The organism is Micromonospora sp. CNZ285, from assembly GCF_004637285.1.
Genome location: NZ_SPQD01000001.1, coordinates 4,762,516 through 4,788,605 on the forward strand (window position 1 = coordinate 4,762,516; position 26,090 = coordinate 4,788,605).

Consider the following 26,090-nt stretch of genomic DNA (forward strand, 5'->3'; position numbering starts at 1 on the left):
TGACCGGTGAGCCGATCCTGACCCGACATGTCCGGATTACGCCTACCATGTGAACGTGAGTGAGGCGATCCAGCAGTTCTTCGCGTCGCTACCGGCGCGCGCCGCGTCGGTGCTGAACAGCCCGATCGGCGGCACGCTCCAGATCGACCTGGCCGACGGCAACCGAACCGAGCACTGGTACGTGCGACTGGCACCCGGATCGGCCCAGGTGAGCCGGGAGGAGCAGGGGCAGGCCGACGGCGTGCTCACCCTCTCCACCGAACTGTTCGAGAAGCTGGTCACCGGCCGGGAGGCCGGCATGGCCGCGGTGCTGCGCAACGAGGCCACGTTCAGCGGGCACGTCGTGTTGTTCCTGGCGTTCCGCCGGTTCCTGCCGACCCGGCCCGACGTACGGGATCCGCGGGACGCCGCCCGCGACCACGTCCGGCGGCTGGCGTGAAGGACCGGGTCAGCATCCTCGACGGCAACACGTTCCTGGTCAGCGACGATCGCGGCAACATCCAACCGTCGTACGACTTCCCCACCGGGCTGTTCTCCTTCGACACCCGGTTCCTCTCCACCTGGATCCTCACCCTCGACGGGGAACCCCTGCACGCGCTCTCCATCGACGACTCGCTGTCGTACAAGACGCGGTTCTTCCTGGTCCCCGGCGAGCCGACGCACTATCTGGACGCGAACGTCTCGGTGATCCGCAGCCGGGCGATCGGCGGCAGCCTGGACGAGGAACTGACAGTGCTCAACCACTCCGCACAGGAGAAGGAGTTCCACCTCCGGCTGAACATCGGCTCCGACTTCGCCGACCTCCTGGAGATCAAGAACAAGCGGCAGAAGAAGGGACGCACCACGCCGACGGTGGAGAAGGACGGCCTGCGGCTGACCTATCGCCGGAAGGCGTTCCACCGCGAGACGCTGGTCACCAGCAGCGCGCCGGCCGAGGTGGACACGGACGGGATGACCTTCCGGATCCGGGTCGCTCCGCACGGTGAGTGGACCACCCGGCTGCACATCGACACTGTCATCTACGGCGCCCGGGGCGAGGACATCCGGGCCATCCTGCCACTGGGCGGCCAGCGGACGGCAGCCGACATCGAGGCGGAACAGAGCGACCTGATCAGCCGCGCGCCGAAGCTCGGCTGCGACTGCGAGCCGCTCGCCGGGGCGTACCGGCGCAGCCTCAACGACCTGGCCGCCCTCCGGTACGAGTCGATCACGCTCGGCGCCCGGCTGCTCGCCGCCGGCCTGCCCTGGTTCATGACGCTGTTCGGCCGGGACAGCATCTTCACCTCGCTCCAGGTGCTGCCGTTCCTGCCCGAGATGGTCAAGCCCACGATCGTCATGCTCGCCGGTCTCCAGGGCAGCCGGGTCGACGACTTCCGGGACGAGGAGCCCGGCAAGATCCTGCACGAGCTGCGCTACGGCGAGACCGCCGGCTTCGAGGAACAGCCGCACTCGCCGTACTACGGCGCCGCAGACACCACGGCGCTGTTCGTGATCCTGCTCGACGAGTACGAGCGGTGGACCGGTGACGCCGACCTGGTGCGCAAGCTGGAACACGAGACGCGGGCGGCGCTGACCTGGCTGGACACGTACGGCGACCTGCTCGGCGCCGGTTACGTCTGGTACATGTCCCGGAACCCGGAGACCGGGCTGCCGAACCAGTGCTGGAAGGACTCGCCGGACGCCATCTCCTACGCCGACGGGCGGATGCCCGAGTTCCCCCGTGCCACGTGCGAACTCCAGGGGTACGCGTACGACGCGAAGATGCGCGGCGCCCGCCTGGCCCGCACCCATTGGCGGGATCCGGCGTACGCGGACCGGCTGGAACAGGAGGCGGCGGCGCTCAAGGAGCGGTTCAACCGCGACTTCTGGATACCGGACCGGGAGTACTACGCGCTGGCACTCGACCCGCGCGGGCGGCAGGTGGACGCGCTCACCTCCAACATCGGCCACCTGCTGTGGAGCGGCATCGTCGACGAGTCCCGGGCCCCGGCCGTCGCCGCTCACCTGCTCGGCCCGCGCCTGTTCTCCGGATGGGGCGTGCGCACGCTCGCCGACGACCAGGGCCGGTACAACCCGGTCGGCTACCACGTCGGCACGGTGTGGCCGTTCGACAACTCGATCATCGCCTGGGGGCTGTGGCGGTACGGCTTCCGGCAGGAGGCCGGACAGATCTGCGACGCGATGCTCAGCGCCTCCCACTACTTCGACGGGCGGCTGCCCGAGGCGTTCGCCGGCTACGAGCGCGCCCTCACCGACTATCCGGTGGAGTACCCGACCGCAGGCAGCCCGCAGGCGTGGTCCGCCGGCACACCGCTGCTGCTGCTCCGGGTGATCCTGGGACTGGAACCGCAGGGCGATCACCTGATCATCGACCCGGCCGTACCGCCCGGGATGGGCCGCGTGGAACTGCTCGACATCCCGGGCCGCTGGGGCCGGGTGGACGCGCTGGGACGCAGCCGGGAGCCGCACGAACAGCCGGCGCCACCGGCGCTCACCCTGCCCGGCGGCTGACGTCAGGCCCGGCAGGGCGTGGTAACAGCCACCCGGACCCGCTCACCGGCCCGCTGCGCCAGCACCGCCGGGTCGCCCGGGCGTGCGTACGCGTCGGCCGAGTCCACCACCGGCGCGGCGCCGGCGCCGAACGCGGCGGCCAGCGACCGGTCGGCCGGCACTGCCGCCTCGGACCGGGCCGTGCGGACGGTCCCGCCACCCGGGCAGGGCGCGGCCAGCACCTGGACCGGCCCGGTCGCGCCGCCCCAGCGGCCCAGCGCCGACGCCAGCACGGCCGACTCGGCGGCGGCGTCGGCGGACGGGGCCCGGTAGCCGGAGCCCGCCGGGCGGCAGCCGGTGCCGGCGGTGAGCAGCACCCGGCCCGGGCCACCGGCCCGACCCTCGACCGTGACGAACTCACCCGCGTCGGCGCGCAGCAGCGGCTCGCCGTCGAGCGTCGACACGCCGGCCCGCCACCCCGACGGCAGCCGGTCGGCGATGCCGCGCAGCACCTCACGGACGTCGTCGCCGCCGATCGCCACCTCGACGCCGCGCTCCAGCGTCGCGCCGTCGTCCATCGGCGTGATCCGGCAGCCGCGCTTCAGGCGGTCCGGCAGGAGCGCCGGTACGCCCGCGGTGCCGACCGCGGCGGTCAGCTCACCGATCGCGCGGTCCACCACCGGGCCGGCCTGGTCCAGCGAGCGCTGCTCCTTGACCGTCGGCGCGTCGGTGCGTACCGACCACCAGGTCAGACCGGCGAGCAGCACGGCCCACGCCACGGTGGCGACCGCCAGCCAGCGCAGCCGGCGTCGGCCGCCGGGTCCGGGCCGGCCGGGCGGGGTGGGCGGGGCGTAACCCGTCTCGACGGCAGTCACCCGGCCATGGTGTCACGTGTCCGCGAGGCGCCCGGCCGCGCCTCGGACACCCGCCCGGAACGGCTCGTGGCCCGCCACCCGGGTGGGTGGCGGGCCACGATCAGAGCGTGGGTCAGGCGGCGACCGAGACGGTCACCTCGTTGATCCCGCGGGCCGCGGCCACGGCGGTGTCACCGTTGCCGTGGCGGGACAGCGCCCGCAGCGTCCACGAGCCCGGCGCGGCGAAGAACCGGAACTGCCCGGCCGCCGACGTCACCACCTCGGCGGTGAACTCGCCTGTCGAGTCGAGCAGGCGCACGTACGCGCCCGGCACGACCTCACCGGACTCGGCCAGCACGCGGCCGGTGATGACGGTTTCCTTCTCCAAGTCCAGGCTCGCCGGGAGGGGGGCGGACTGGTCCGGCGCGGCGCAGCCGGCGGCAGCCGTCGAGGCGGCGGAGGCGGCGGTCATCAGGCCTCCCCCGGCTCGTCGCCGAGCGCCACCGGCACGCCGACGAGCGAGCCGTACTCGGTCCAGGAACCGTCGTAGTTCTTCACGTTGCGGTGCCCGAGCAGCTCCTGGAGCACGAACCAGCTGTGCGAGGAGCGCTCGCCGATCCGGCAGTACGCGATCGTCTCCTTGCTGTCGTCCAGCCCGGCGTCGGCGTAGATCTTGCGCAGCTCGTCGTCGGACTTGAACGTGCCGTCCTCGTTGGCCGCCTTGGACCACGGGACGCTGATCGCGGTCGGGATGTGGCCGGCCCGCTGCGCCTGCTCCTGCGGCAGGTGGGCGGGGGCGAGCAGCCGGCCGGCGAACTCGTCGGGGCTGCGCACGTCGACCAGGTTCTTGGTGCCGATCGCGGCGACCACCTCGTCGCGGAACGCGCGGATCGAGGTGTCCGGCTCCTGCGCGACGTACTGCGTCTTCGGCCGCTCCACCACGTCGGTGACGAGCGGACGGGCGTCCAGCTCCCACTTCTTGCGGCCACCGTCGAGCAGCTTGACGTCGCCGTGGCCGTAGAGCTTGAAGTACCAGTACGCGTACGCGGCGAACCAGTTGTTGTTGCCGCCGTACAGGATCACGGTGTCGTCGTTGGCGATACCCCGGTCGGACAGCAGCGCCTCGAACTGGGTCTTGTTGACGAAGTCCCGGCGGACCTGGTCCTGCAGGTCGGTACGCCAGTCGAGCTTGACGGCGCCGGCGATGTGCCCGGTGTCGTAGGCCGAGGTGTCCTCGTCGACCTCGACGAAGACGACGCCCGGGGCGCCGAGGTTCTTCTCGGCCCACTCGGCCGAGACGAGTGCGGTGTCGCGACTCATCAGATCACTCCCTGGTGAGGATGGTTTGGTGAGCCTGCGCGTGGAGATCGATGTCGATGGTTGTCGCACCACACGCGGACCCTGAGCTAGGAACGGATCACGGGTACGTGCGACGGCGCCGCTGCCGGGCGTTGGGGAGGGGAACCGGAGAAGGTTCGTGGACCCTGGTGGCCGCCGTTCAGGCGGCCGGAGACAGCCCCGCCGTCAGATGACGGGGCGACACAGGCAGGTGGCCACGCGGCACAGGTCGACCGCGCGCCGTTTGGTGAGGAGGGTCCCCATGGGCAGGGAGATTACCAGCCGAGGCGACAGGTGCCACCAGGCCGACCAGCATCCGGGACGGCCGGCCCGCTCCCCGGACCGGCCGCGTGCGGCTTTCAGCCGGCGGAGTTGATGGGCACGTTCGCCGCGTCCGCCGTGACCACCAGGCCCTCCGGCTTCGGCTCCACCTTGCGCAGGTTGAGCTGGAACGGCAGCTCCGGCAGCGGCACGTCGATCGAGATGCCCTGCGCGTACCGGGTCAGCGCGGCCCGGGCCAGCGGCACGTTCGGCAGCCCGTCTGCGGTGAGGTCGTTGAAGCGCAGCGCCACCTTGTTGCCGGCCACCGTGACGTCGGCGGTGCCGTTGACGGTGAGCTTGATGCCGAGGACGTCCACCGGGGCGGTGACGGCCAGCTTGCCGTTGCGCTCGCCCAGCGTCAGCCCGGGACGGTCCAGCAGCTTGGCCAGGCTCTCGTAGGTGACGGTGCCCCGCCCGTCGACGCTCTCGGCCACCACGTCGCCCCGGCCGGAGCGCAGCGTGTCCAGCGAGGCGGTCACGTTGCGCGCGTCCACGTCGAGCTTCGGCACCTCGACCGCGTCGCCCTGCACGTCACCGCGTACGTCGGTGAGCTGGATCGAGATGCGCTCGTACCGGCCGTCGAGCACCTGGGTGAGGAACGGGAAGCCACCCACCTCGACCTGCGGCGCGGCGGACTGCGCGTCCTGCTTGGCGATCTCCTGCCGGACCTGGTCGGCGATGGCGCGCTCGGCCACGCCGGCGGCGACCCGGTCGGCGACCACGAGCAGCCCGGCCAGCACCAGCAGTAGGACGAGGAAGCCGATCAGCACCTTCCGGCCCCGTCGCCGGGGTCGACCCTCCGCCGGATACGCCTCTGCCACGCCGCCTCCCGTCCTCGCCGCCGTCACCGCGCCTCGCGGCGCAACCGTACTTACCCGAGGCGAATCCTCCCCAACCGCGTCAGAGGAACAGCACGCACATGGCGTACGCGGCGGGCGCGGCCAGCGCGAACCCGCCCAGGGGCCCCTGCATGTGCCGGGCCACCCACATCGTCGGCGGTTCACCGGCCATCAGCCGGCCCGCCTCGGCATACCCGACGGCGAGGTCGGCCAGGACGGCGGTGGCCGCGCTGACCACCCCGACCAGGGCGGCGCTGGTCGGGGTGAAACCGACCAGGTAGCTGCCGAGCACGGCGCTGGTGAGCGTGCCGAGCATGGCGCCGACGACCACGCCCGCCGCGCCGCGCGGCACCTGCGGGGCGAGCCGGGGCCACGGCGCGATCGCGTCGGTGAGCCGGGCGACGAGCAACGCCACCCCGGCGGCGGTGAGGCAGACGGTGATCGCCTGGGTGCCCTTGGGGATCCGGCTGAGCACGACGAGCGTGGCGAAGGCGACCACACCCACCACGATGAGCAGGGTGCCGCCGAGCGAGTCGGTCACCCGGACCCGGTCCACCCGCCGTACGAGCTGTCCCAGCACGGCGAGCAGGAACCCGGCCGCGGCGGCGTAGCCGAGCGGGGCCAGGCCGGCGATGTCCGACTGCACGGCGGCGACGTCGGCGATCACCGCCGTCGCGGCGCTGACGAGGGCGACGACGAGCAGCGCCGGCGGCCGCATGGCCATCGTCCAGGCCAGCACGAACAGCAGTTGTACGCCGAAGATGATCACGGCGAACGGCAGCCGGTGCCCCGGGCCCGAGGTCTGCGCGCCCAGCACCAGGCCGACGCCGAGCAGCGCGGCGAAGCCGGCGACGGTGAGCGCCAGGGGGCGGCGTACCGGGACCGGCGGCACCTCCTCCTCGGGCTCCTCGTCGGACTCGTCGTCGGGACGCCGGCCGGGGCCGCCCTTGCGCAGTCGGCGCGGGCCCTTGCGTTCCGGCCGGTCACCCTCGTCGGCGGGGCCGGTACGCGGGGCGGGCGGGTAGCCACGGGCGGGGCCGGACGGCCCGGCGGACGGGTCGTCGGCCCACGGTTCACGACCGGTGTCGCGCGAGGTGGAGGGAAACACGCCCCGATCGTGCCAGACCCGGGCGGCTCGGCGGAGGTCCCGGTTTCGGTGACGTTAAAACCTGCGCCGCGATCGAGGGCAGAAAGGGCAAACGGTAAATCGCGCGAAGGTGACGGCCGGTCCATCGGTTACGCTCAGGCCGTTACCCGCCCGTCGACGACGCCGGGACCCACGCAAGTTCACAGTGCCGCCCGCACCGGGCGTGTCGCTGGTCGCGCGCGGCCGGAAGGTCGCCGGGACGGAGGTGATCGTGGAGCTCCTGCTGCTCGTGACCGCGCGGGCCGGTGAGCCGTCGGCGGTGTTGCCGGCACTCGACCTGCTGCCCCACTCGGTCCGCACCGCACCCCGTGACGTCCGCACGCTGGTCTCCGGTCCGACGCCGGACGCCGTCCTGGTGGACGCCCGCTCCGAGCTGAGCGAGGCGCGGGCCACCTGCCGGATGCTGCACGCCACCGGGCTCGGCGTACCGCTCGTCGCGGTCGTCACCGAGGCGGGCCTGATCGCGCTGAACGCGGACTGGGGCGTCGACGACGTGATCCTGGCCGGCGCCGGGCCGGCCGAGGTGGAGGCCCGGCTGCGGCTCGCGGTGGGCCGGCTCAGCAACGCCACCGCCGGCGCCGGCGGCTCGATCCGGGCCGGCGAGCTGAACATCGACCCGGACACGTACGCCGCCAAGCTGAAGGGCCGGCCGCTCGACCTCACGTACAAGGAGTTCGAGCTGTTGAAGTTCCTGGCCCAGCACCCGGGGCGGGTGTTCACCCGGGACCAGTTGCTGCGTGAGGTCTGGGGCTACGACTACTTCGGCGGCACCCGGACGGTGGACGTGCACGTGCGGCGGCTGCGCGCCAAGCTCGGCTCGGAGTACGAGTCGATGATCGGCACGGTGCGCCAGGTGGGCTACAAGTTCGTCGTCCCGCCGTCGCGCTCGCTGCCGGAGTCGGAGCCCGCCCCGCTGCCGGTCTGACCGCCCACGCTCCACCCCGCTAGAGGGCACTTTTCTCGTATGCCCTTTTTGCCCGATCAGTCAGCCATATCCTGGCTGCCGGAATTGTCGGGCTAAGGGGGCGACGGTGCGTGCGGTGAACACGGGGGCGACGAACGGCCGGTACCGCTGATGCGGGCCTCGACGCTGCGCGCCGCCGGGCTCGTGACAGTCGTGCTGGCCGGCCTGCTCGGTTCGGCCTTCGTGCTGGGCCGCAGCCTGGTACCGGACCCGCACCCGTCGGCCGCCGGAGTCGCCACCACGCTCACCGGGCCGCGCTACGGCGAGCAGCCACCCAGCACCGACTTCCCGGGCGGCACGACCAGCCCCCGGCCGAGCCCCGACGCCGAGCCGGACGCCGCTCCCCTCCCGCCCGACGGCGACGGCCCGTACGGCGCCCTGGTCGCCACCGGCTCGTCCCGGGTCGCGCTGACCTTCGACGACGGCCCCGATCCCCGCTGGACCCCGCAGGTGCTCGCGCTGCTAGCCCAGTACGGCGTACGGGCCACGTTCTGCGTCGTCGGCGAGAACGTCGAGGCCCACCCGGATCTGGTGCGCTCGATCGTGGCCGAGGGCCACACGCTGTGCAACCACTCCTGGAAGCACGACGTCAACCTGGGCAAGCGATCCCCGGCGACGATCCGGGCCGACCTGCTGCGCACCAACGACGCGATCCTGGCCGCCGCGCCCGACGCGCGGATCACGTACTACCGCCAGCCGGGCGGGGCCTGGACGCCGTCGGTCATGTCGGCCTGCGCCGACCTGGGCCTCACCCCGCTGCACTGGAGTGTGGACCCGTCGGACTGGAAGGCGCCGGGCGCCACCACCATCGAGGCGATGGTCCGTTCGCAGATGGGGCCCGGCGCGATAGTGCTCATGCACGACGCGGGCGGGGACCGGTCCGGCACGGTCAGCGCGTTGCAGCAACTCCTGCCCGAACTGCTGGCCCGGTTCGAACTGGAGCCGCTGCCCGTCGGCAGCCCGTGACGAGCGCCACCGATCACCGTCGTCGTCGGACGCGAACCGCGGACCGCCGAGCGCTACCGTGACTCAGATGAGCAGCACCGAGCCGACGCGTGGTCCCGCCGCCGACCGGATCGACCGGGCGGACCGGCTGACGCCGGACGAGGTCGCCGAGGTGCTCGCGCTGGCCCGCGCCGCCGGTGACGCCGACGGCGCCGACCCGCTCGACGAGCACGTGCTGCTGCGGCTGCGCGACCCCGAGGCGCCCGCCGCGCACCTCACCGCCCGCACCACCGAGGGCACCCTCACCGGGTACGCGCACCTCGACACCACCGCACCGGCCGACGGCGTCGGCGTGGAGATGGTCGTGCACCCCGCGTACCGGCGGCGTGGCTCCGGCCGGGCGCTGGCCCGTGGCGTGGTGGACGCCGCTCCCGGGCCGCTGCGCGCCTGGGCGCACGGTGACCACCCGTCGGCCGCCGCGCTGGCTGTCGGCCTGGGCTTCTCCCGGGCGCGGGTGCTCTGGCAGATGCGCCGTCCGCTCACCGCCGAGATGCCGGCACCTGTCGTACCGGAGGGCGTGACGCTGCGCGCGTTCCGCCCCGGCGAGGACGACGAGGCCTGGCTGGCGGTGAACAACGCGGCCTTCGCCCAGCACCCCGAGCAGGGCAAGTGGACGCTCGACGACCTGCGCGTCCGCATCGCCGAGCCGTGGTTCGACACGGCCGGGTTCCTGCTCGCCGTCGACTCCGCCACCGGGCGGCTGCTCGGCTTCCACTGGACCAAGGTGCACGAGCGGCAGGGATCGGCCCGCATCGGCGAGGTCTACGTGCTCGGCGTCGACCCGTCCGCGCACCGGGGCGGGCTGGGCCGGGTGCTCACCGCCGCCGGCCTGACCCACCTGCGCGACGATCGCGGGCTGGACCGGGTGATGCTCTACGTGGACGAGAGCAACACCGCCGCTGTGGCGCTCTACGAGCGGCTGGGCTTCGCGCACTGGTCCGCGCACGTCAACTACCAGCTCGGCTGAGCGTTCACCGGCCCTGGAAATTCGCCACAAAGGCGATAGCAGGCTGCTAGTTCACGAAATGGACAACCCCTCCTCAGCGTACGGCCACCTCGTCGGCCGAACGTGTTCACCGCGCGTTCACTTGCGTCCGGCGAACCGTCCACCTGGCCCTCCTACCTTTCGTGTCAGCCGGTCAGCGCCGGCCCCCGGCACTCCGGGCGACCTGACCAAAGACGTGAAGGGAAACCCCTCAAGTGAAGCTCCAGCGGCACGGCGCCATCGCCTGTCTCGCTCTTACCGCGGTTCTCGGTCTCAGCGCCTGCGGCTCGGACAACAACGAGCCGGCCGGCGCGTCCGCCTCCGGTTCCGCCGCCGCGGTGGACTGCGCGACGGGCACGCTGAACGCGCAGGGCTCCTCCGCCCAGAAGAACGCCATGGCCGAGTGGATCAAGGTGTACCAGCAGAAGTGCGCCGGCACCACGATCAACTACGAGCCCAGCGGCTCGGGCGCCGGCATCCAGGCCTTCATCGCCGGCACCGCCGACTTCGCCGGCTCGGACTCCGCCCTCAAGCCGGAGGAGCAGCCGCAGGCCGACGCCAAGTGCACCGGCGGCCAGGCGCTCAACCTGCCGATGGTCATCGGCCCGGTCGCCGTCGTCTACAACGTCAATGGCGCGGACAACCTCCAGTTCAGCCCGGCCACGCTGGCGAAGATCTTCGCCGGCAAGGTGACCAAGTGGGACGACGCGGCGATCAAGGCCGACAACCCGGACGCCAAGCTGCCGTCGACCGCGATCCAGGCGGTGCACCGCTCCGACGAGTCGGGCACCACCGACAACTTCACCAAGTACCTCTCCAAGACCGCCGAGGCGGACTGGACGCTCGGCAACTCCAAGGCCTGGAAGGCCCCGGGCGGCGTCGGCGCGGCCAAGTCCGACGGTGTGGCCAGCAAGGTCAAGAGCACCGACGGCACCATCAGCTACGTCGAGTGGTCGTACGCCGAGAACTCCGACCTGAAGATGGCGAAGATCCGCAACGGCAACGGCGAGTTCGTCGAGCTGACCGGCGACTCGGCCGGCAAGACCATCGCCGGCGCCAAGTTCGAGGGTCAGGGCAACGACCTGAAGATGTCGATCGACTACAACACCAAGGAGGCCGGGGCGTACCCGATCGTCCTGGCGACCTACGAGATCGTCTGCAGCAAGGGCCTCGCCGCCGACAAGCTGCCGCTGGTCAAGGGCCTGCTCGGCCACGCCGCCAGCGCCGAGGGGCAGAAGGAGCTGGTCGAGCTGGGCTACGCGCCGCTGCCCGAGACCGTCCGCACCAAGGTCGAGGCCGCGGTCAAGAGCCTCTCCTGACGCTCTGACCGACACCTCCTCAACACGAAGCGAGCGAGCAGATGGGTGACACCCCTCACCGCTCGGCCCACGCCGGCACCGGCGGGAACCCCGTGACCACGAGTCACGAGCGACCCGCCGGTGCCTCGGCGCGTGTGGCCGAGCGCCCCGGTAACCCGGGCCGCCCCGACGGTGGCCTCGGCGGCGGCGGTGCCCTCCCCCGGGCCCGCGCCTTCGGCGCGGAACGGGCGTTCCGCGGCCTGACCCTGGCCGCCGGCACCACGGTCCTGGTGGTCATCGCGGCCATCGCGATCTTCCTGGTCGCCAAGGCCGTCCCGGCGCTGCGGGCGAACACCGAGTCGTTCTGGACGTTCGAGGGCTGGTTCCCGAACGACAACCCGCCGCAGTTCGGCATCGGCGCGCTCGCCTTCGGTACGGTCCTGAGCTCGCTGCTGGCGCTGCTCATGGCGGTGCCGGTCGCGCTGGGCATCGCCCTGTACCTGTCGCACTACGCGCCGCGGCGGCTCGGCAACGCCCTGGGCTTCCTGATCGACCTGCTGGCCGCCGTGCCGAGCGTCGTGTTCGGCCTCTGGGGCCGGGACTACTTCGCCCAGCCGGTCGCCGACCTGTCCGCCTGGCTGAACAGGTACTTCGGCTGGATCCCGATCTTCGGCGACGGCCCGTACGGCAACTCGATCCTGCTCGGCTCGGTGGTGCTCGCCATCATGGTGCTGCCGATCGTCACCTCGCTGTCCCGCGAGGTGTTCCGGCAGACCCCGACCGCCAACGAGGAGGCCGCGCTCGCGCTCGGCGCCACCCGCTGGGAGATGATCCGCACCGCGGTCCTCCCGTACGGGCGGCCCGGCGTCATCGCCGCGGTGATGCTCGGCCTGGGCCGGGCGCTCGGCGAGACCATCGCGCTGGCGCTCACGCTCGGCTCCACGTACGCCATCTCGTTCAACATCCTGGCCAGCGGCGGCAACTCGATCGCCGCGAACATCGCCAACCGGTTCGCCGAGGCGAACGACACCGGCCGGGGCGCACTCATCGCCTCCGGCCTGGTGCTGTTCGCGATCACGCTGATCGTCAACATCACCGCGCGGGCGATCATCTACCGGCGGCGCGAGTTCACGGAGTCGGCCGCATGACCACTACCCTCACCCCCCGCCGCCCGCGCCCGCCGGCCCAGCCGGCCACGCTGCGGGCGAAGCGGCTTCCCGCGTACGCCGCTCCGGCCATCGCCGTCGCGGCGCTGCTGCTCGCGGCGGCCCTGGTGTACGGCGCCGGCATCGGCGGCCCGGTCCTGGTCGTGGTGGTCGGCGCGCTGCTCTACCTGACCGGTCTGTTCGTCGCGGCGAACGCGGTGGAGGGCCGCCGGTCGGCCCGCAACCGCACCTGGAGCGCGCTGATCCACTCCGCGTTCGTGCTGGCGGTGCTGCCGCTGGCCTCGGTGGTCTGGACGCTGGTGAGCAAGGGCTCCGAGCGGCTGGACGCCGACTTCTTCGGCACCTCGATGAACAACATCGGGTCGCGGGACGCCAACGGCGGCGCGTACCACGCGATCGTCGGCACGTTGCAGCAGGTCGGCATCGCCACGCTGATCACGGTGCCGCTGGGCGTGCTCTGCGCGATCTACATCGTCGAGTACGGCCGGGGTCGGTTCGCGTTCACCATCCGCTTCTTCGTGGACGTCATGACCGGCATCCCGTCGATCGTCACCGGCCTGTTCGTGCTGGCCTTCTGGGTGCTGATCGTCTCGCCGTGGTTCAACGACGGCCGGCCGGGCTTCTCCGGCTTCGCCGCCGCGCTGGCGCTGAGCGTGCTGATGCTGCCCACAGTGGTCCGGTCCACCGAGGAGATGCTCCGGCTGGTGCCGGCGCCGCTGCGCGAGGGCGCGTACGCCCTGGGCGTACCGAAGTGGAAGACCATCCTGCGGGTCGTGCTGCCGACCGCGCTGCCCGGCATCGTCACCGGCATCATGCTCGCCATCGCGCGGGCCGCCGGCGAGACCGCGCCGGTGCTGCTCGTCGCCGGCGGCGGCGCGGCGATCAACTTCAACCCGTTCGAGAACAACCAGTCGTCGCTGGCCCTCTTCGTCTACCAGCAGGCCGGAGAGGCGTCGAAGTACTCGCCGGCACGGGCGTGGACCGCGGCGCTGACCCTGGTCGCTCTCGTCCTCGTCCTCACCGTGGCGGCGAAGCTGCTGTCCCGCCGCAACCGGCTCGGCCGATGAACCCCGGAGGTACCGCCACCATGGCCAAGCGCATCGAAGCCACGAACGTGACCGCCTACTACGGCGGGTTCAAGGCGATCGAGAACATCAACCTGACAGTCGAGCCGAAGACGGTCACCGCCCTGATCGGTCCGTCCGGCTGCGGCAAGTCCACCTTCCTGCGGTCGATCAACCGGATGCACGAGGTGCTGCCCGGCGCCCGGGTCGAGGGCAGCCTCACCATCGACGACCAGGACATCTACGACCGCGATGTGGACGTCACGGCGGTCCGCCGCATGATCGGCATGGTCTTCCAGCGGCCGAACCCGTTCCCCACCATGAGCATCTTCGAGAACGTGGTGGCCGGCCTGCGGCTCAACGGCGTCCGGCGCAAGTCGATCCTGGAGGAGGCGGCCGAGCGGGCACTGCGCTCGGCGAACCTGTGGGACGAGGTGAAGGACCGCCTGGCCAAGCCCGGCGCGGGCCTGTCCGGCGGTCAGCAGCAGCGCCTCTGCATCGCCCGCACCATCGCCGTCGAGCCGCAGGTCGTGCTGATGGACGAGCCGTGCTCGGCGCTGGACCCGATCTCGACGCTGGCCATCGAGGATCTGATGTTCCAGCTCAAGGACAAGTTCACGATCATCATCGTCACGCACAACATGCAGCAGGCCGCCCGGGTGTCGGACCGGACCGCCTTCTTCTCCATCGAGAAGACCGGCGATCCGGGCCGCCTGATCGAGTACGACAACACCCAGAAGATCTTCAGCAACCCGGCCCAGAAGAAGACCGAGGACTACATCACCGGTCGCTTCGGCTGAGCGGTGCGGCGAAGAACTGCCGCAGGTCGGCCACGAGCAGGTCGGGTACCTGGTGGGCCGCGAAGTGCCCGCCCCGGTCGTACGTGCGCCAGGAGACGATGTTCTTGTGGTCGCGCTCGGCGAGCGTACGGATCGACTGGAAGTCCCAGGCGAAGTTGGCGAGACCGAGCGGCACCGTGGTCGGCTCCGGCATGTCCGTTCCCCGTCCGTTCACCTTCTGCGTCGGGTGCACCACCTCTGCGTCCTCGTAGTAGTAGCGGGCCGCTGAGGCGGCCGTGTTCGTCAGCCAGTAGACGGTCGTGTGGGTGAGCACGTGGTCGACGTCGATCTGATCCCCCATCAGCTGGCCGAGCCAGCCGAGCAGGCCGACCGGCGAGTCGGCCAGCGCGTGCGCCACGTTCTGCGGCGCGGTCGAGTGCAGCTTGTCGTAGCCGCCCTGCCGCTGCACGAAGAACTCGGCGAACGCCACCTTGCCGCGTTCTTCCTCGGTGAGCGCGGCCAGCTCGGCCGGATCGCCGGACGGCAGGGAGAAGATCTGCGTGACGTGCACACCGAGCACGTGCTCCGGGTCGGCCCGGCCCACCTCGGGCGACACGAACGCGCCGAGGTCGTTGCCGGCCGCGCCGTACCGGTCGTAGCCGAGGCGGCGCATCAGCTCGGCCCAGGCCCGGGCGACCCGGTAGCGGTTCCAGCCGCGCTCCCGGGTCGGCCCGGAGAAGCCGAACCCCGGCACCGACGGGATGACCAGGTGAAAGGCGTCGGCCGGGTCGCCACCGTGCGCCCGCGGATCGGTCAGCGGACCGATCACGTCCAGCCACTCGGCAACGGTGCCCGGCCAGCCGTGGGTGAGGATCAGCGGGGTGGCGCCGGGCTCGGGCGAGCGGACGTGCAGGAAGTGGATCCGCTGCCCGTCGATCTCGGTGGTGAACTGTGGGTACGCGTTCAGCCGCGCCTCCCACTCCCGCCAGTCGTAGGTGGTGCGCCAGCGCTCGGCCAGGCGCCGTACCCAGCTCAGCGGAACGCCGTACTCCCAGCCGGGCGCGACGGGGCCGGCGGGGGCGGCCGGGTCGGGGTCGGGAGGTAGTTCCTCGGCCCAGCGGGTCCGTGCGAGCCGGTCGGCGAGGTCGTCCAGGTCGGCCTGCGGGACGTCGATGCGGAACGGGACGATCGCTGTGTTGTCTGCCATGCCCAGGAGCGTAGGAGGCAATTAGGAATATCCCGTTCCTAATGAACTGGCAGGATTCGCGAAATGTTGGAGACCTCCGCACGGCTGCTGCGCCTGCTGTCGCTGTTGCAGACCCCGCGTGACTGGACTGGCGCCGAACTGGCCGAGCGCCTCGCGGTGAGCACCCGGACCGTGCGCAACGACGTGGAGCGGCTACGCGAGCTGGGCTATCCCGTACACGGCACGCGGGGCGCGGTCGGCGGGTACCGGCTGGGCGCCGGTGCGGCCCTGCCCCCGCTGCTCCTCGACGACGAGGAGGCGGTGGCGGTGGCGGTCGGGCTGCGCACGGCCGCGGGCGGCAGCGTCGCCGGCATCGAGGAGACATCCCTGCGTGCGCTGGCCAAGCTGGAGCAGGTGCTCCCCCACCGTCTGCGCCGGCGCGTCGCCGCCCTGCACACCCACACCATCCGGGTGCCGCACGACCAGCCCGGCCCGACCGTGGACGCCGGGACCCTCAGCCTGATCGGGGCCGCCTGCCGGGACCGGGAGCGGCTGCGGTTCGACTACGTCCGGCACGACGGGACCGCCGATCGACGGGACGTCGAGCCGTACCGGCTGGTGAACTGGGGCAGGCGCTGGTACCTCGTGGCCTTCGACCCGGCGCGGGACGACTGGCGCACGTTCAGGGTGGACCGGCTCACCCCGCGTACCCCGACCGGCCCCCGGTTCGCGGCGCGCGAGTTGCCCGGGGACGTGGTGGACCGGGTCCGGCAGGGTGTCTCCTCGGCGGCCTGGCGGCACCGGGCGCGCGTCCGCGTGCACGCCCCCGCCGAGGCGGTGGCCGACCGGATCAATCCGGCCGTCGGCACTGTCGAGCCGGCCGGCGACAGCGCCTGTCTCCTGCACACCGGCGCCGACCGGCTGGAGAACATCGCGGTCTGGCTCGGCCTGCTCGACCTCGACTTCACCGTCGAGGAACCGCCCGAACTGGCCGATCTCCTACGTACCCTCGCGGCCCGCTACCTTCGCGCCGCCGGCTGACGTCAGGACAGACGGAAGCGGGGGGCCTCGACGTCGGAGAGGTCGAGGTGCGGCATGACGGGGACGCCGGGGTCGCGCTTCGCCGCCGCGCCGGCCACACCGCCCAGGTCGCCGGCGGCGGCCACCTCGGCCAGCGTGACCATTGTGGGCGGCAGCATGGTCAGCTCGCCGGCCTCCGCCCGGGCCAGGGCGTCCGCCGGACGCAGCCACAGCGTGTGGTCGGCCTCCCCGGAGACGTCCCGGGTCCGCTGCCCCTCGGGCAGCAGGGCGACGAAGAAGTACGTGTCGAAGCGGCGCGGCTCGAACTCCGGGGTGATCCACCGGCTCCACGGCAGCAGCAGGTCGGATCGCAGCGTCAGACCCCGACCGGCCAGCAGGTCCGCAAAGCCGACCCGCCGTCCCTCCAGATCCTGCCGGGCCGCCTCCCAGTCGTCGCCGCTCACGTCGCCGACGACCGTGCCGGGGTCCGGGCCGGCGAGCAGCACGCCCGCCTCCTCGAAGACCTCGCGGGCGGCGGCGCACACCACCGCCTGCGCAGCGGCCGGATCGAGCCGGAGCCGTTCGCCCCACGCCGCCGGCTCCGGGCCGGCCCAGCCCAGGTGCGCCTCCGAGTCGGAGCGGTCCACGCCGCCGCCGGGGAAGGCGTACATGCCGCCGAACGTCATCGCGGCCACCCGGCGGATCAGGTAGACCTCGAACTCGTCGCCGGCTGGGCGGAGCAGCAGCACTGTGGCGGCGACCCGGGGCACGGCGGGCACGCTGCCCTCGGCCTGGAACCGGCGGGCGTGCTCCACCAGGGCGGGGGGTGCGGCGAAGCCGTCGATCGTCATGCGCCGAGCCTAGTTCCCGCCGGGCGGCCCGGCCGGGGGCGGCCGGGCGGGGGCGCACGCCGCCTCACCCGCACTCCCCGACCACGCCACCTGGTCACGATGCGTAGCCCTCGGCCGAGCAACAGACACCCCTCCGCCGCCTTTGCTCTGCAGCCAGATCCGCAGCGGCAACCATCCGTGAGCGTTGCGCATAAGGCTGCAGAGCAAAGTCGGCGAGAGGTGGTCAGCCCAACTCGCGCCAACGCTGCCTTATGTCCGGTTGATCACCTTTGGACGTCTGACTTCGACGAGGAGGCGGTTGGCAGTCGTCACCCTGCGCGATCTTCACGCTACGTGTTCGCCGCGAAGCGGCATCAGCTCGTCGCGCCCGGTCGTGCGCGGCCGGCCGGACCACCCGGACCGGCGCCGGCACGGGGCAGCGTCCGCCGGTCGTGACTGGCAGGGTGGTGACCCGTGATCGACGACTTCGCGAAGCAGTATCTGCACAACGACCTGCGTCAGATCCGCGAGGCGATGCTGTGGAAGCTCGACGGGCTGTCCGAGTACGACGTGCGCCGTCCCCTGACCGCGTCCGGCACCAACCTGCTCGGCCTGATCAAGCACCTGGCGGCCGGGGAGGCCCGCTACTTCGGCGAGGTGTTCGGCAGGCCGTTCCCGGAGCCGTTGCCCCGGTGGGACGCCCCGGATCCGGACGACACCGACATGTGGGCAAGCGAGCACGAGACCCGCGAGGAGGTGATCGGCCGCTACCGGCGGACGTGGGAGCACGCGGACGCGACGATCACCGCCCTCGCGATCGACGCCCCCGGCCACGTGCCGTGGTGGCCCCGCCCCGACGTCAAGCTGTTCAACGTCATGGTCCACGTGCTGACCGAGACCAGCCGGCACGCGGGGCACGCCGACATCCTGCGCGAGCAGCTCGACGGCTCGACCGGGGCATGGGCCGAGTACGCGCACCTGGAGCCCGACCAGCCGACGCTGACGGCGCGTCGGGCGATGATCGAACGGGCCGCCCGGGCCGCCGCCGACACCCACGGCACCGCCTGACGTCCCGACGGGTGGATCACCCTGCCGGCCCCGGAGGGGGAAGGGATAGCGTGCCGGGCATGACGCGTTGGGGAATCCTGGCCACCGGACACATCGCCGCCCGCTTCGCCGAGGACCTGCGGCTGGTGCCGGACGCCGAACTGGTCGCGGTCGGCTCGCGTACCCGGGAGAGCGCCGAACTGTTCGCGCGCCGGCACGACGTGCCGCGGGCGTACGCCTCGTGGGCGGAACTGGCCGCGGACCCGGACCTGGACGCGATCTACGTGGCCACCCCGCACGCCGCCCACCACGAGGCGGCGCTCGCCTGCCTGGCCGGTGGCAAGGCCGTGCTGGTGGAGAAGCCCTGCACGCTGGACCTGCCGACCACCACCGAGCTGGTGGAGACGGCCCGCGCCCGAGGTCTGTTCCTCATGGAGGCCATGTGGATGCGGACGAACCCACTGATCCTGCGCGTGCTGGAGCTGATCCGCGACGGCGCGATCGGTGAGGTGACGCACGTACGGGCGGACTTCGGCGTGGCCGGCCCGTTCCCGCCGGAGCACCGGATGCGGGCCCGCACGCTCGGCGGCGGCGCGCTGCTCGACCTCGGTGTCTACCCGCTGAGCCTGGCCCACCTGGTGCTCGGCGTGCCGCAGCACGTGCAGGCGTGGGCCAAGCTGACCCCGGAGGCGGTGGACGAGAACACCGGCATGGTGCTCGGCTGGGACTCCGGCGCGATGGCGACGCTCAGCTGCGGCATGGTGGGCGCGACAGCGATCACCGCGTCGATCACCGGCACGACCGGCCGGATCGACCTGCCCGAGCTGTTCTTCCGGCCCGCGCACGTGGTGCTGCACCGGGCCGGCGCCGAGCCGGAGACGATCCCGGCGGACCTGACCGGCGGCGGCTACCAGTACGAGGCGATCGAGGTGCAGCGCTGCCTGGCTGCCGGGCTGACCGAGAGCCCGCTGGTGCCGCACGCCGCCACGCTCGAGGTGATGGGCCTGATCGACGACATCAAGGCCCGGATCGGCGTCTCCTACGCGTGAGGGGTCCCCCGCCACGGCGGGGAACCCCTCGACGTCAGCGCGCGGAGATCAGAACAGGGGCCGGACCAGCAGGTACGCGAGGCAGGCGATCGCGGCGGCGGCGGGGAACGTGATGATCCAGGCGATCACGATGTTGCCCGCCACGTTCCAGCGCACCGCAGAGAGCCGTTTCGTCGCGCCCACACCCATGATCGCCGAGGTGATCGTGTGCGTGGTGGAGATCGGCGCCTTCAGCACCAGCGCGTTGAAGTAGAGCACCGCGCTGGCGACGGTCTCGGCCGCGAAGCCCTCCGCCGGACCCAGGTCGATGATCTTCCGGCCGAGCGTCCGGATGATCCGCCAGCCGCCCGCGTACGTGCCGGCCGCCAGCATCGCGGCGGAGGTCCAGAAGACCCAGCCCGGGATGTGCGTCTTGCTTTCCTGGAAACCACCGGTGTAGAGCGCGAGCACGATGATGCCCATGGTCTTGGCCGCGTCCTGCATGCCGTGGCCGACCGACATGGCGGCAGCGGACGCGGTCTGCGCCCAGCGGAAGCCGCGGCTGAGCTTGCCCGGCTGCCCCTTCCGGAACAGCCACATGATCGCCAGCATCACCAGGAAGCCGAGGATCAGGCCGACCACCGGCGACAGCACCATCGGGAGGAGGACCTTCTCGATGATGGTGCCCCACTGGACGATGCCGTCGGCGGCGAACAGGGTCGCGCCGACCAGGCCGCCGAAGAGGGCGTGCGAGGACGAGGACGGCAGGCCGAAGTACCAGGTGATCAGGTTCCAGATGATCGCGCCGAGCACGCCGGCGAAGACCACGCCGAGGCTCTCCACCCCGGTCGGCAACGTCACCAGGCCGTCGCCGACCGTCTTGGCCACCCCGGCGCCGAAGTGCGCGCCGACGAAGTTGCCGACGGCGGCCAGCGCGAGCGCGATCCGGGGGGTCAGCGCCCGGGTCGAGATGCTGGTGGCGATCGCGTTGGCCGCGTCGTGGAAGCCGTTCGTGTAGTCGAACGCCATGGCGACCGCGATCACCGCCAGCACGGCGATGAGTTCGGGTGTCACTGGATCAGGACTCCTTGACCGCGATGGTCTCGACGGTGTTGGCGACGTGCTCGAAGGCGTCGCAGGCGGCCTCCAGCTCGTCGGCCACCTCCTTCATCTTCAGCACCGTGAGCGCGTCGTACTCACCGGAGAAGAGGCGGACCAGCAGCATCCGGTACGCCTGGTCGCCGTCGTTCTCGAGCCGGTTGCACTCGATCCAGTAGTCCTCGAGATCCTTCATCGACTTCAGCCGGGGCATCGCCTCGGCGGTGAGCTTGGCCTGCAGGTCGAGCACGTTGACCAGCTCGTGCAGCTCGCGCGGGAGCGACGGGAGCTTGGTCAGGCCGTACAGGTAGAGCAGGTTGCCGACCGCCTCCAGGTGGTCCATCACGTCGTCGAGCAGCGAGCCCAGCCGGTAGATGTCCTCCCGGTCGAACGGCGTGATGAACGTGGAGTTGATCTTCTTGTACAGCTCGTGCGTGATCTGGTCGCTGTCGTGCTCGATGTCGGTCAGCCGCTCGCTGATCGACTGCACGTCGGCGCCGGGCAGACCCAACTCGTTGAGCAGGTCGGTCCCCTTAACCAGGTTCTGCGCAGCCCTGGTGAAGAGCTCGTAGAAGGCGCCCTCGGTGGGACGGAAGGAAAACTTCACAGCACGGACCTCGTCGTGTCGGTGGAAGGGTGGCCGTCGCCCCCCGGGCGTCTGCTCTGCGCATGCTAGGGACCGCGCCGAACCCACTGTCGATCGGCCCACCCCTGGTCAGGCCCGATTCACCGCTCGTTCACCTTCTGTTCACCTGATCACTGACGGCGCTGGCTCCGTAACCGGTCACGCTCCCGTTCGACGTCGAAATCGGCAGGCGGATACCCCAGATCCAACCCGCCGAACGTCTCCCGCAGCAGGTGGGCGACCGCCCAGTCGCGGTACCACTTGCGGTCCGCCGGCACCACGAACCAGGGCGCGGCGTCCGTGCCGCAACGCTCCAGAGCCTCGGCGTACGCGTCCTGGTAGTCGCCCCAGCGTGCCCGGGTGTCCAGGTCGCTGGGGTTGAACTTCCAGAACTTCGTCGGGTCGGTGAGCCGCTCCATCAGCCGTTCGCCCTGCTCGGCGTACGAGATGTGCAGCATGACCTTCACCACTGTGACCGCCTGCTCGGTCAGTTCCCGCTCGAAGTCGTTGATGATCGCGTACCGGGACCGCCAGGTCGCCTCGTCGACCAGTCCTTCGACCCGAGCGATGAGCACGTCCTCGTAGTGGGAGCGGTTGAACACGCCCACGTACCCGGGTGGCGGCAGCGCCCGGCGTACCCGCCACAGGAAGTCGTGCCGCAGCTCCTCCTCGGTCGGCGGCCCGAACGAGCGGATGTGCAGCCCGAGCGGGTTCATCGCGCCCGCCACCCGCTTGACCGTGCCGTCCTTGCCGCCGCAGTCCATCGCCTGGAGAACCAGCAGCACCCGGCGCGGCCGGTTCCCGTCCAGCCCGGCGTCCGCCTGCGCCGGTGCGCTGGTGGCGCTGCCCGGCCCGGCGGCGCCCTGCGCCGAGGCGTACAGCATCTCCTGCTGCCGGCCGAGTTCCGCGCCGATCAGCTCGACCTGGGCCCGCGCCCACTCCTTGCGCGCCGGCCCGCGCCCGGCCGCCACCGGCAGCCCCGGCGTCGACCGGGGATCGACAGCCGGCAGATCGACAGTCCCCGGCCCCACCCGAAGCATTTCCCGCATAGGCCCGCCCTCGGGCCCCACCACCTCACTCATCCCCCGATCCTCACCCCCGGAGCCCTTCCTCGCTCGCCCCGCCCGCCGATCGTGCGGTTGCGGCCCCTGGCACGCCCGGAAAGCACCGTTTGCCGGGGCGGCAAGTGCAAGATCAACGAGGGTGGGTGTGGGTGGGCGGGGTGCCGTGGCGAAGGGTGGGGCGGGAGAATGTCTGGGTGGACGAGCTTGCGGGGGAGTTCGAGGCGGAACGAGGGCGTCTCCTGGCTGTGGCGCAGCGGATGCTGGGCAGCCGCAGCGAGGCCGAGGACGCGGTGCAGGAGACCTGGCTGCGCTTCTCCGGCGCGCTGAGCGACCCGGAGGAACGCGCCCGCGTACGCGATCTGCGCGGCTGGCTCATCACCACCTGCTCCCGGATCTGCCTGGACGTGCTCCGCTCCGCCCGGGTGCGCCGGGAGGCGTACCCCGGTCAGTGGCTCCCCGAGCCGATGGTGACAGCGGTGCCGGCGGCGGACGGGTTCGCGCCCGACCCGGCCGAGCGGGCGGTACGGGCCGACCAGCTCGGTACCGCGCTGCTGGTCGTGCTGGAACGGCTGACGCCGGAGCAGCGGGTGGCGTTCGTGCTGCACGACGTGTTCGCGGTGCCGTTCTCCGACGTGGCGGACGTGCTCGCGGTGACGCCGGAGGCGGCACGTCAGCTGGCGTCGCGCGCCCGGCGGGCGGTGCACGGGCCGGATGCGCCCCGGCACAGCGCCGACCTCGCCGAGCAGCGGCGGGTGCTCGCCGCGTTCGCCGCCGCGGTGGAGTCGGGTGAGCTGGAGCAGCTGGTCCGCGTGCTCGCCCCGGACGTGGTGTCGATCGGCGACGCCGGCGGCCACTTCCCGGCCGGACGCCGGCCGGTGGTCGGCGTCGACTCGGTCGCCCGCCTGCTCCTCGGCCTGTACGGCCAGGCCCGGCAGCGGGGTGGCCTGCGCGGCCGGCCGGTGCTGGTGGACGGGACGCTGGGATGGCAGTCGGAGTTCTTCCACCGCGACGGGCGGCCCATCCGCATGGTCACCTCGTTCGCCGTCCACGAGGGGCGGGTCACCGGCGTGTTCAACCAGCTCAACCCGGACAAGGTCGGCGAGCTGCCCGAACTGGGACCGGACGCCGTCTGGCCGCCGCGCTGGTGAGCCGGCTCAGACCACCAGTGCGAGCCACTTCCGGTACGACGTGGCGAACGGCTCGGTGCCGTCGCCGAGCGCGCCGAGCAGCCAGCGGGACGCCGCCTCGGCCTCGGTGACCACGTCCTCCGGGTAGCCCCAGCGGGCCCGGTGCACGGCGAACTCGTCCTCGTCGCGCAGCTCGACCAGGCCGGTCTCGCGGCGGCGCACCACGTCCAGGTCGAGGTCGATCAGGTGGACCGTCTCCTCGCCCTCCCAGCGGGCCGGGGTGGCGATGTCGCAGTAGACCTCGCTGGTGCGCGGCGGCGGGTTGAACATGCCGGTCCACCAGCCGTGGTGCGGCACCAGCAGGACGAACGGGATCCGCTCGACCGACGGGCGGCCGTGGTAGACGGACTCGGTGCCGGCGGGCACGCCGAGCCAGACGCCGAGATCGTCCTCGGCGAGCCGGCGGGCCGGGTAGTCGCGGTGTGCGCTGCCGTCGTACTTGCGGTAGATCACGCGGACCACATCGCTCGGCATGCCTGGCACCCTAACCGATTCCGGCCACGCCACGCGATCGGGAGGTAACCGGACGCGACCCGCCGTCCCGCCACGCCGTCGGAGCGGCCGGACCGCCGTCGGTGCCGGCAGGTACGGTCGCACGGTGACCCCGTCCCGCACCGCCACCGGCCCGGCCGTCCCGAAGAAGCGTCGCAAGGGCCGCGCCGGTGCGGGGGAGCTGCTGACCGCCGCGGTGGGCGCGGTTCCGGGCGGCGCGGCCCGGCCGGGTCAGCAGCAGATGGCCGAGGCGATCGAGCGCAGCATCGCCTCCGGCGAGCACCTGCTGGTGCAGGCGGGCACCGGCACCGGCAAGTCCCTGGCGTACCTCGCTCCGGCGCTGACAGTGGACGGGCCGGTGGTGGTCTCCACCGCCACGCTGGCGTTGCAGTCCCAGCTCGTCGAGCACGACCTGCCGAGGCTGGCCGACGCGGTCGAGCCGGTGCTGGGCCGCCGTCCAACGTTCGCCGTGCTGAAGGGGCGTCACCACTATCTCTGCCTGGCCCGGCTGGACAGCTCGGTCGAGGACGAGCCGGACGACGCGCTGTTCAACGCGCCGCGCTCCGGCAACGGCGGCGGCACCAAGTGGCTCGGCGAGGCGGGCCGGCTGGGCAAGCAGGTGCAGCGGCTGCGCGACTGGGCCGAGGAGACCGCCACCGGCGACCGCGACGAGCTGGATCCGGGCGTGGACGACCAGGTGTGGCGCAGCGTGTCCATGCCGGCCCGGGAGTGCGTGGGCGCGAGCCGCTGCCCGTTCGGGCAGGAGTGCTTCGCGGAGGCGTCCCGGGCGCGCGCCCGCGAGGCCGACATCGTGGTCACCAACCACAGCCTGCTCGCCGTCGACATGCTCGCCGGGCGCCACATCGTGCCGCCGCACAGGCTGCTCGTGGTCGACGAGGCGCACGAGCTGGCCGACCGGGTCTCGTCGGCCGCCCAGGCCGAGCTGGTGCCGGAGCTGATCGACAGGTCCACCCGGCGGGCCCGGCCGCTGCTGCGCCCCGACGTGGCCGAACGACTCACCGAGGCCGGTGACGCGCTCGCCGTGGGGCTGGCCGAGGCGCCGGCCGGGCGGCTCACCGCCGGCCTGCCGCCCGCGCTGCGCGAGGCGTGCACCTTGCTGGACTCGGCGACCCGGGCCGCGCTGGAGGGGATCGGCGACGTGAAGGCCGACGACCCCGATCCGGTACGCAAGCAGCAGGCCAAGGCCGTGCTGGACGAGCTGTCCACCACCGCCCAGCGGCTGCTGGAGGAGGCCGACCACGACGTCGCCTGGGTCGAGAAGCCGGACAACGGCAGCCGCCGGGCACTCGTCGTGGCGCCGCTGTCGGTGGCGGGCACGCTCGCCACCCACCTGTACGACGAGCGCACTGTGGTCGCCACCTCGGCGACGCTGGCGCTGGGCGGCCGCTTCGACACCGTGGCCCGGGCGCTGGGGCTGGACGCGCCTCCGCCCGCCCCGCCGTCCCCGGCCGCCGCCGCGATCGCCACCGCCGCCGCCGCGGACCGCTCCCCGGTCACGCCGGTGGCCGCCGCCGAGGGCAGCCGCGCGTCGATCGGCACCGTACCGGCAACCGAAGGGCCGGGCTGGAGTTCGCTCGACGTCGGCTCGCCGTTCGACTACGCCCGGCAGGGCATCCTGTACGTCGCCGCGCATCTCCCCCGCCCCAGCGTCTCCGGGTTGCCCGGACCGGCAGGTGAGGAGTTGCTGGCGCTGGTCCAGGCGCTCGGTGGTCGTACCCTCGGGCTCTTCTCGTCGCGGCGGGCCGCGCAGCAGGCCGCGGAGCTGGTCCGCGCGCGGACCGACCTGCCCGTGCTGCTCCAGGGCGAGGAGGCGCTGCCGCTGCTGGTGCGCCGGTTCCGTGAGGTACGGGAGAGCTGCCTGTTCGGGGTGATGTCGCTCTGGCAGGGGGTGGACGTGCCGGGCGACGCCTGCCAGCTCGTGGTGATCGACAGGTTGCCGTTCCCCCGCCCGGACGAGCCGCTCGCGGCGGCGCGGGCGGCGGCGGTGGATGCCGGTGGCGGCTCGGGTTTCGCGGCGGTGAGCGTGCCGATCGCGGCGGTCCGGCTGGCCCAGGGTGTCGGCCGGCTGATCCGGGCCACCGGCGACCGGGGCGTGGTGGCGGTGCTCGACTCGCGGCTGGAGACGGCGCGCGGGTACGGCCCGTTCCTGCGCCGTTCGCTGCCGCCGTTCTGGTACACCACCCGGCCCGAGGTGGCCCGGGGCGCGCTGGAACGGCTCGCCAAGAGCTGACGCCCGCGCCTC

26 protein-coding genes are annotated in these 26,090 nt (G+C 72.4%); 14 read left to right on the forward strand and 12 right to left on the reverse strand.

Annotated features, from left to right (window positions below; genetic code table 11):
• The first annotated feature begins 49 nt into the window (after positions 1-49).
• Complete coding sequence (locus tag CLT75_RS21710; protein ID WP_135242223.1) at positions 50-439, forward strand: SCP2 sterol-binding domain-containing protein; 390 nt, start codon at positions 50-52, stop codon at positions 437-439.
• Positions 436-2,511, forward strand: coding sequence for a glycogen debranching N-terminal domain-containing protein (locus CLT75_RS21715; RefSeq protein WP_135242224.1), 2,076 nt, complete (start codon positions 436-438; stop codon positions 2,509-2,511). The genes CLT75_RS21710 and CLT75_RS21715 overlap by 4 nt, the downstream gene beginning before the upstream one ends.
• 2 nt (positions 2,512-2,513) lie before the next feature.
• Here CLT75_RS21715 and CLT75_RS21720 read toward each other — a convergent pair whose 3' ends face one another.
• The 6 genes from CLT75_RS21720 to CLT75_RS21740 all read right to left on the reverse strand — a co-directional run bounded on the left by CLT75_RS21720 (position 2,514) and on the right by CLT75_RS21740 (position 6,950).
• Positions 2,514-3,365, reverse strand: a complete 852-nt coding sequence (locus CLT75_RS21720; RefSeq protein WP_135242225.1) for a hypothetical protein — start codon at positions 3,363-3,365, stop codon at positions 2,514-2,516.
• Positions 3,366-3,477: 112 nt separating this feature from the next.
• Positions 3,478-3,816, reverse strand: coding sequence for a DUF1416 domain-containing protein (locus CLT75_RS21725; RefSeq protein WP_135242226.1), 339 nt, complete (start codon positions 3,814-3,816; stop codon positions 3,478-3,480).
• Positions 3,816-4,664 (reverse strand): sulfurtransferase, encoded by an 849-nt coding sequence (locus CLT75_RS21730; RefSeq protein ID WP_135242227.1) that lies wholly within the window; start codon positions 4,662-4,664, stop codon positions 3,816-3,818. The genes CLT75_RS21725 and CLT75_RS21730 overlap by 1 nt, the downstream gene beginning before the upstream one ends.
• Positions 4,665-4,868: 204 nt before the next feature.
• Positions 4,869-4,946, reverse strand: a complete 78-nt coding sequence (locus CLT75_RS33430; RefSeq protein ID WP_311202345.1) for an Ms5788A family Cys-rich leader peptide — start codon at positions 4,944-4,946, stop codon at positions 4,869-4,871.
• A gap of 95 nt (positions 4,947-5,041) precedes the next feature.
• Positions 5,042-5,824 (reverse strand): LmeA family phospholipid-binding protein, encoded by a 783-nt coding sequence (locus CLT75_RS21735; protein WP_030272146.1) that lies wholly within the window; start codon positions 5,822-5,824, stop codon positions 5,042-5,044.
• A 79-nt stretch (positions 5,825-5,903) separates the two neighbouring features.
• Positions 5,904-6,950, reverse strand: coding sequence for a hypothetical protein (locus tag CLT75_RS21740; RefSeq protein WP_135242228.1), 1,047 nt, complete (start codon positions 6,948-6,950; stop codon positions 5,904-5,906).
• A 244-nt stretch (positions 6,951-7,194) separates the two neighbouring features.
• On the opposite strand from CLT75_RS21740, the gene CLT75_RS21745 reads away from it, so the two are divergent.
• From CLT75_RS21745 to pstB, 7 genes are all read left to right on the forward strand, one after another.
• Positions 7,195-7,914 carry a winged helix-turn-helix transcriptional regulator gene (locus CLT75_RS21745; protein ID WP_176722767.1) on the forward strand — a complete coding sequence of 240 codons (720 nt, stop codon included), beginning with the start codon at positions 7,195-7,197 and terminating at the stop codon, positions 7,912-7,914.
• A gap of 150 nt (positions 7,915-8,064) precedes the next feature.
• A complete protein-coding gene (locus CLT75_RS21750; RefSeq protein ID WP_135242229.1) occupies positions 8,065-8,919 on the forward strand; it encodes a polysaccharide deacetylase family protein in 855 nt (284 codons plus the stop codon).
• A gap of 67 nt (positions 8,920-8,986) precedes the next feature.
• Entirely contained in the window at positions 8,987-9,925 is a 939-nt protein-coding gene (gene mshD / locus CLT75_RS21755) for a mycothiol synthase (protein WP_135242230.1), read from the forward strand.
• A gap of 233 nt (positions 9,926-10,158) precedes the next feature.
• The gene (pstS, locus tag CLT75_RS21760) at positions 10,159-11,262 is read left to right on the forward strand and encodes a phosphate ABC transporter substrate-binding protein PstS (protein WP_135242231.1); all 1,104 of its coding nucleotides are present in this window, start codon (positions 10,159-10,161) and stop codon (positions 11,260-11,262) included.
• Between the two features lie 41 nt (positions 11,263-11,303).
• Positions 11,304-12,389: a phosphate ABC transporter permease subunit PstC gene (gene pstC, locus CLT75_RS21765; protein ID WP_135242232.1), complete on the forward strand. Its 1,086-nt coding sequence runs from the start codon at positions 11,304-11,306 to the stop codon at positions 12,387-12,389.
• Entirely contained in the window at positions 12,386-13,474 is a 1,089-nt protein-coding gene (pstA, locus tag CLT75_RS21770) for a phosphate ABC transporter permease PstA (RefSeq protein WP_135242233.1), read from the forward strand. Before pstC ends, pstA begins: the two co-directional genes overlap by 4 nt.
• Positions 13,475-13,494: 20 nt before the next feature.
• The gene (pstB, locus tag CLT75_RS21775; RefSeq protein ID WP_120572908.1) at positions 13,495-14,271 is read left to right on the forward strand and encodes a phosphate ABC transporter ATP-binding protein PstB; all 777 of its coding nucleotides are present in this window, start codon (positions 13,495-13,497) and stop codon (positions 14,269-14,271) included.
• On the opposite strand, the gene CLT75_RS21780 is transcribed toward pstB, so the two are convergent.
• Positions 14,252-15,457, reverse strand: coding sequence for an epoxide hydrolase family protein (locus CLT75_RS21780; protein ID WP_091425444.1), 1,206 nt, complete (start codon positions 15,455-15,457; stop codon positions 14,252-14,254). The two genes, pstB and CLT75_RS21780, sit on opposite strands and share 20 nt — an antisense overlap.
• Positions 15,458-15,520: 63 nt before the next feature.
• On the opposite strand from CLT75_RS21780, the gene CLT75_RS21785 reads away from it, so the two are divergent.
• Entirely contained in the window at positions 15,521-16,477 is a 957-nt protein-coding gene (locus tag CLT75_RS21785) for a helix-turn-helix transcriptional regulator (protein ID WP_091425447.1), read from the forward strand.
• Positions 16,478-16,479: 2 nt separating this feature from the next.
• Here the strand turns inward: CLT75_RS21785 and CLT75_RS21790 are convergent, their stop codons facing one another.
• A complete protein-coding gene (locus CLT75_RS21790; RefSeq protein WP_135242234.1) occupies positions 16,480-17,307 on the reverse strand; it encodes an NUDIX domain-containing protein in 828 nt (275 codons plus the stop codon).
• A 453-nt stretch (positions 17,308-17,760) separates the two neighbouring features.
• Between CLT75_RS21790 and CLT75_RS21795 the strand changes: the two genes are divergently transcribed.
• Together CLT75_RS21795 and CLT75_RS21800 are read left to right on the forward strand one after the other, a co-directional pair.
• Positions 17,761-18,354 carry a DinB family protein gene (locus tag CLT75_RS21795; RefSeq protein ID WP_135242235.1) on the forward strand — a complete coding sequence of 198 codons (594 nt, stop codon included), beginning with the start codon at positions 17,761-17,763 and terminating at the stop codon, positions 18,352-18,354.
• 59 nt (positions 18,355-18,413) lie between these two features.
• Entirely contained in the window at positions 18,414-19,382 is a 969-nt protein-coding gene (locus CLT75_RS21800; RefSeq protein ID WP_135242236.1) for a Gfo/Idh/MocA family protein, read from the forward strand.
• A gap of 48 nt (positions 19,383-19,430) precedes the next feature.
• Here the strand turns inward: CLT75_RS21800 and CLT75_RS21805 are convergent, their stop codons facing one another.
• The 3 genes from CLT75_RS21805 to CLT75_RS21815 form a co-directional block, all read right to left on the reverse strand.
• Positions 19,431-20,435 carry an inorganic phosphate transporter gene (locus tag CLT75_RS21805; RefSeq protein WP_135242237.1) on the reverse strand — a complete coding sequence of 335 codons (1,005 nt, stop codon included), beginning with the start codon at positions 20,433-20,435 and terminating at the stop codon, positions 19,431-19,433.
• Between the two features lie 4 nt (positions 20,436-20,439).
• Positions 20,440-21,066 carry a DUF47 domain-containing protein gene (locus tag CLT75_RS21810; protein WP_030504473.1) on the reverse strand — a complete coding sequence of 209 codons (627 nt, stop codon included), beginning with the start codon at positions 21,064-21,066 and terminating at the stop codon, positions 20,440-20,442.
• A 149-nt stretch (positions 21,067-21,215) separates the two neighbouring features.
• Complete coding sequence (locus tag CLT75_RS21815) at positions 21,216-22,166, reverse strand: PPK2 family polyphosphate kinase (protein WP_135242238.1); 951 nt, start codon at positions 22,164-22,166, stop codon at positions 21,216-21,218.
• Between the two features lie 176 nt (positions 22,167-22,342).
• On the opposite strand from CLT75_RS21815, the gene sigJ reads away from it, so the two are divergent.
• Positions 22,343-23,296 carry an RNA polymerase sigma factor SigJ gene (sigJ, locus tag CLT75_RS21820; protein ID WP_135242239.1) on the forward strand — a complete coding sequence of 318 codons (954 nt, stop codon included), beginning with the start codon at positions 22,343-22,345 and terminating at the stop codon, positions 23,294-23,296.
• Between the two features lie 6 nt (positions 23,297-23,302).
• Here the strand turns inward: sigJ and CLT75_RS21825 are convergent, their stop codons facing one another.
• Positions 23,303-23,809 carry a DUF402 domain-containing protein gene (locus CLT75_RS21825; protein WP_123110811.1) on the reverse strand — a complete coding sequence of 169 codons (507 nt, stop codon included), beginning with the start codon at positions 23,807-23,809 and terminating at the stop codon, positions 23,303-23,305.
• Positions 23,810-23,933: 124 nt separating this feature from the next.
• Between CLT75_RS21825 and CLT75_RS21830 the strand changes: the two genes are divergently transcribed.
• The gene (locus CLT75_RS21830; RefSeq protein ID WP_135242240.1) at positions 23,934-26,078 is read left to right on the forward strand and encodes an ATP-dependent DNA helicase; all 2,145 of its coding nucleotides are present in this window, start codon (positions 23,934-23,936) and stop codon (positions 26,076-26,078) included.
• Positions 26,079-26,090: the final 12 nt, after the last annotated feature.

Coding starts and splice junctions, on each gene's coding strand:
- CLT75_RS21725 (WP_135242226.1), bottom strand. CDS start 3,816: ATGACCGCCGCCTCCGCCGCCTCGACGGCTGCCGCCGGCTGCGCCGCG.
- CLT75_RS21730 (WP_135242227.1), bottom strand. CDS start 4,664: ATGAGTCGCGACACCGCACTCGTCTCGGCCGAGTGGGCCGAGAAGAAC.
- CLT75_RS33430 (WP_311202345.1), bottom strand. CDS start 4,946: ATGGGGACCCTCCTCACCAAACGGCGCGCGGTCGACCTGTGCCGCGTG.
- CLT75_RS21750 (WP_135242229.1), top strand. CDS start 8,065: ATGCGGGCCTCGACGCTGCGCGCCGCCGGGCTCGTGACAGTCGTGCTG.
- mshD (WP_135242230.1), top strand. CDS start 8,987: ATGAGCAGCACCGAGCCGACGCGTGGTCCCGCCGCCGACCGGATCGAC.
- pstC (WP_135242232.1), top strand. CDS start 11,304: ATGGGTGACACCCCTCACCGCTCGGCCCACGCCGGCACCGGCGGGAAC.
- pstA (WP_135242233.1), top strand. CDS start 12,386: ATGACCACTACCCTCACCCCCCGCCGCCCGCGCCCGCCGGCCCAGCCG.
- pstB (WP_120572908.1), top strand. CDS start 13,495: ATGGCCAAGCGCATCGAAGCCACGAACGTGACCGCCTACTACGGCGGG.
- CLT75_RS21780 (WP_091425444.1), bottom strand. CDS start 15,457: ATGGCAGACAACACAGCGATCGTCCCGTTCCGCATCGACGTCCCGCAG.
- CLT75_RS21785 (WP_091425447.1), top strand. CDS start 15,521: ATGTTGGAGACCTCCGCACGGCTGCTGCGCCTGCTGTCGCTGTTGCAG.
- CLT75_RS21790 (WP_135242234.1), bottom strand. CDS start 17,307: ATGACGATCGACGGCTTCGCCGCACCCCCCGCCCTGGTGGAGCACGCC.
- CLT75_RS21800 (WP_135242236.1), top strand. CDS start 18,414: ATGACGCGTTGGGGAATCCTGGCCACCGGACACATCGCCGCCCGCTTC.
- CLT75_RS21815 (WP_135242238.1), bottom strand. CDS start 22,166: ATGAGTGAGGTGGTGGGGCCCGAGGGCGGGCCTATGCGGGAAATGCTT.
- CLT75_RS21825 (WP_123110811.1), bottom strand. CDS start 23,809: ATGCCGAGCGATGTGGTCCGCGTGATCTACCGCAAGTACGACGGCAGC.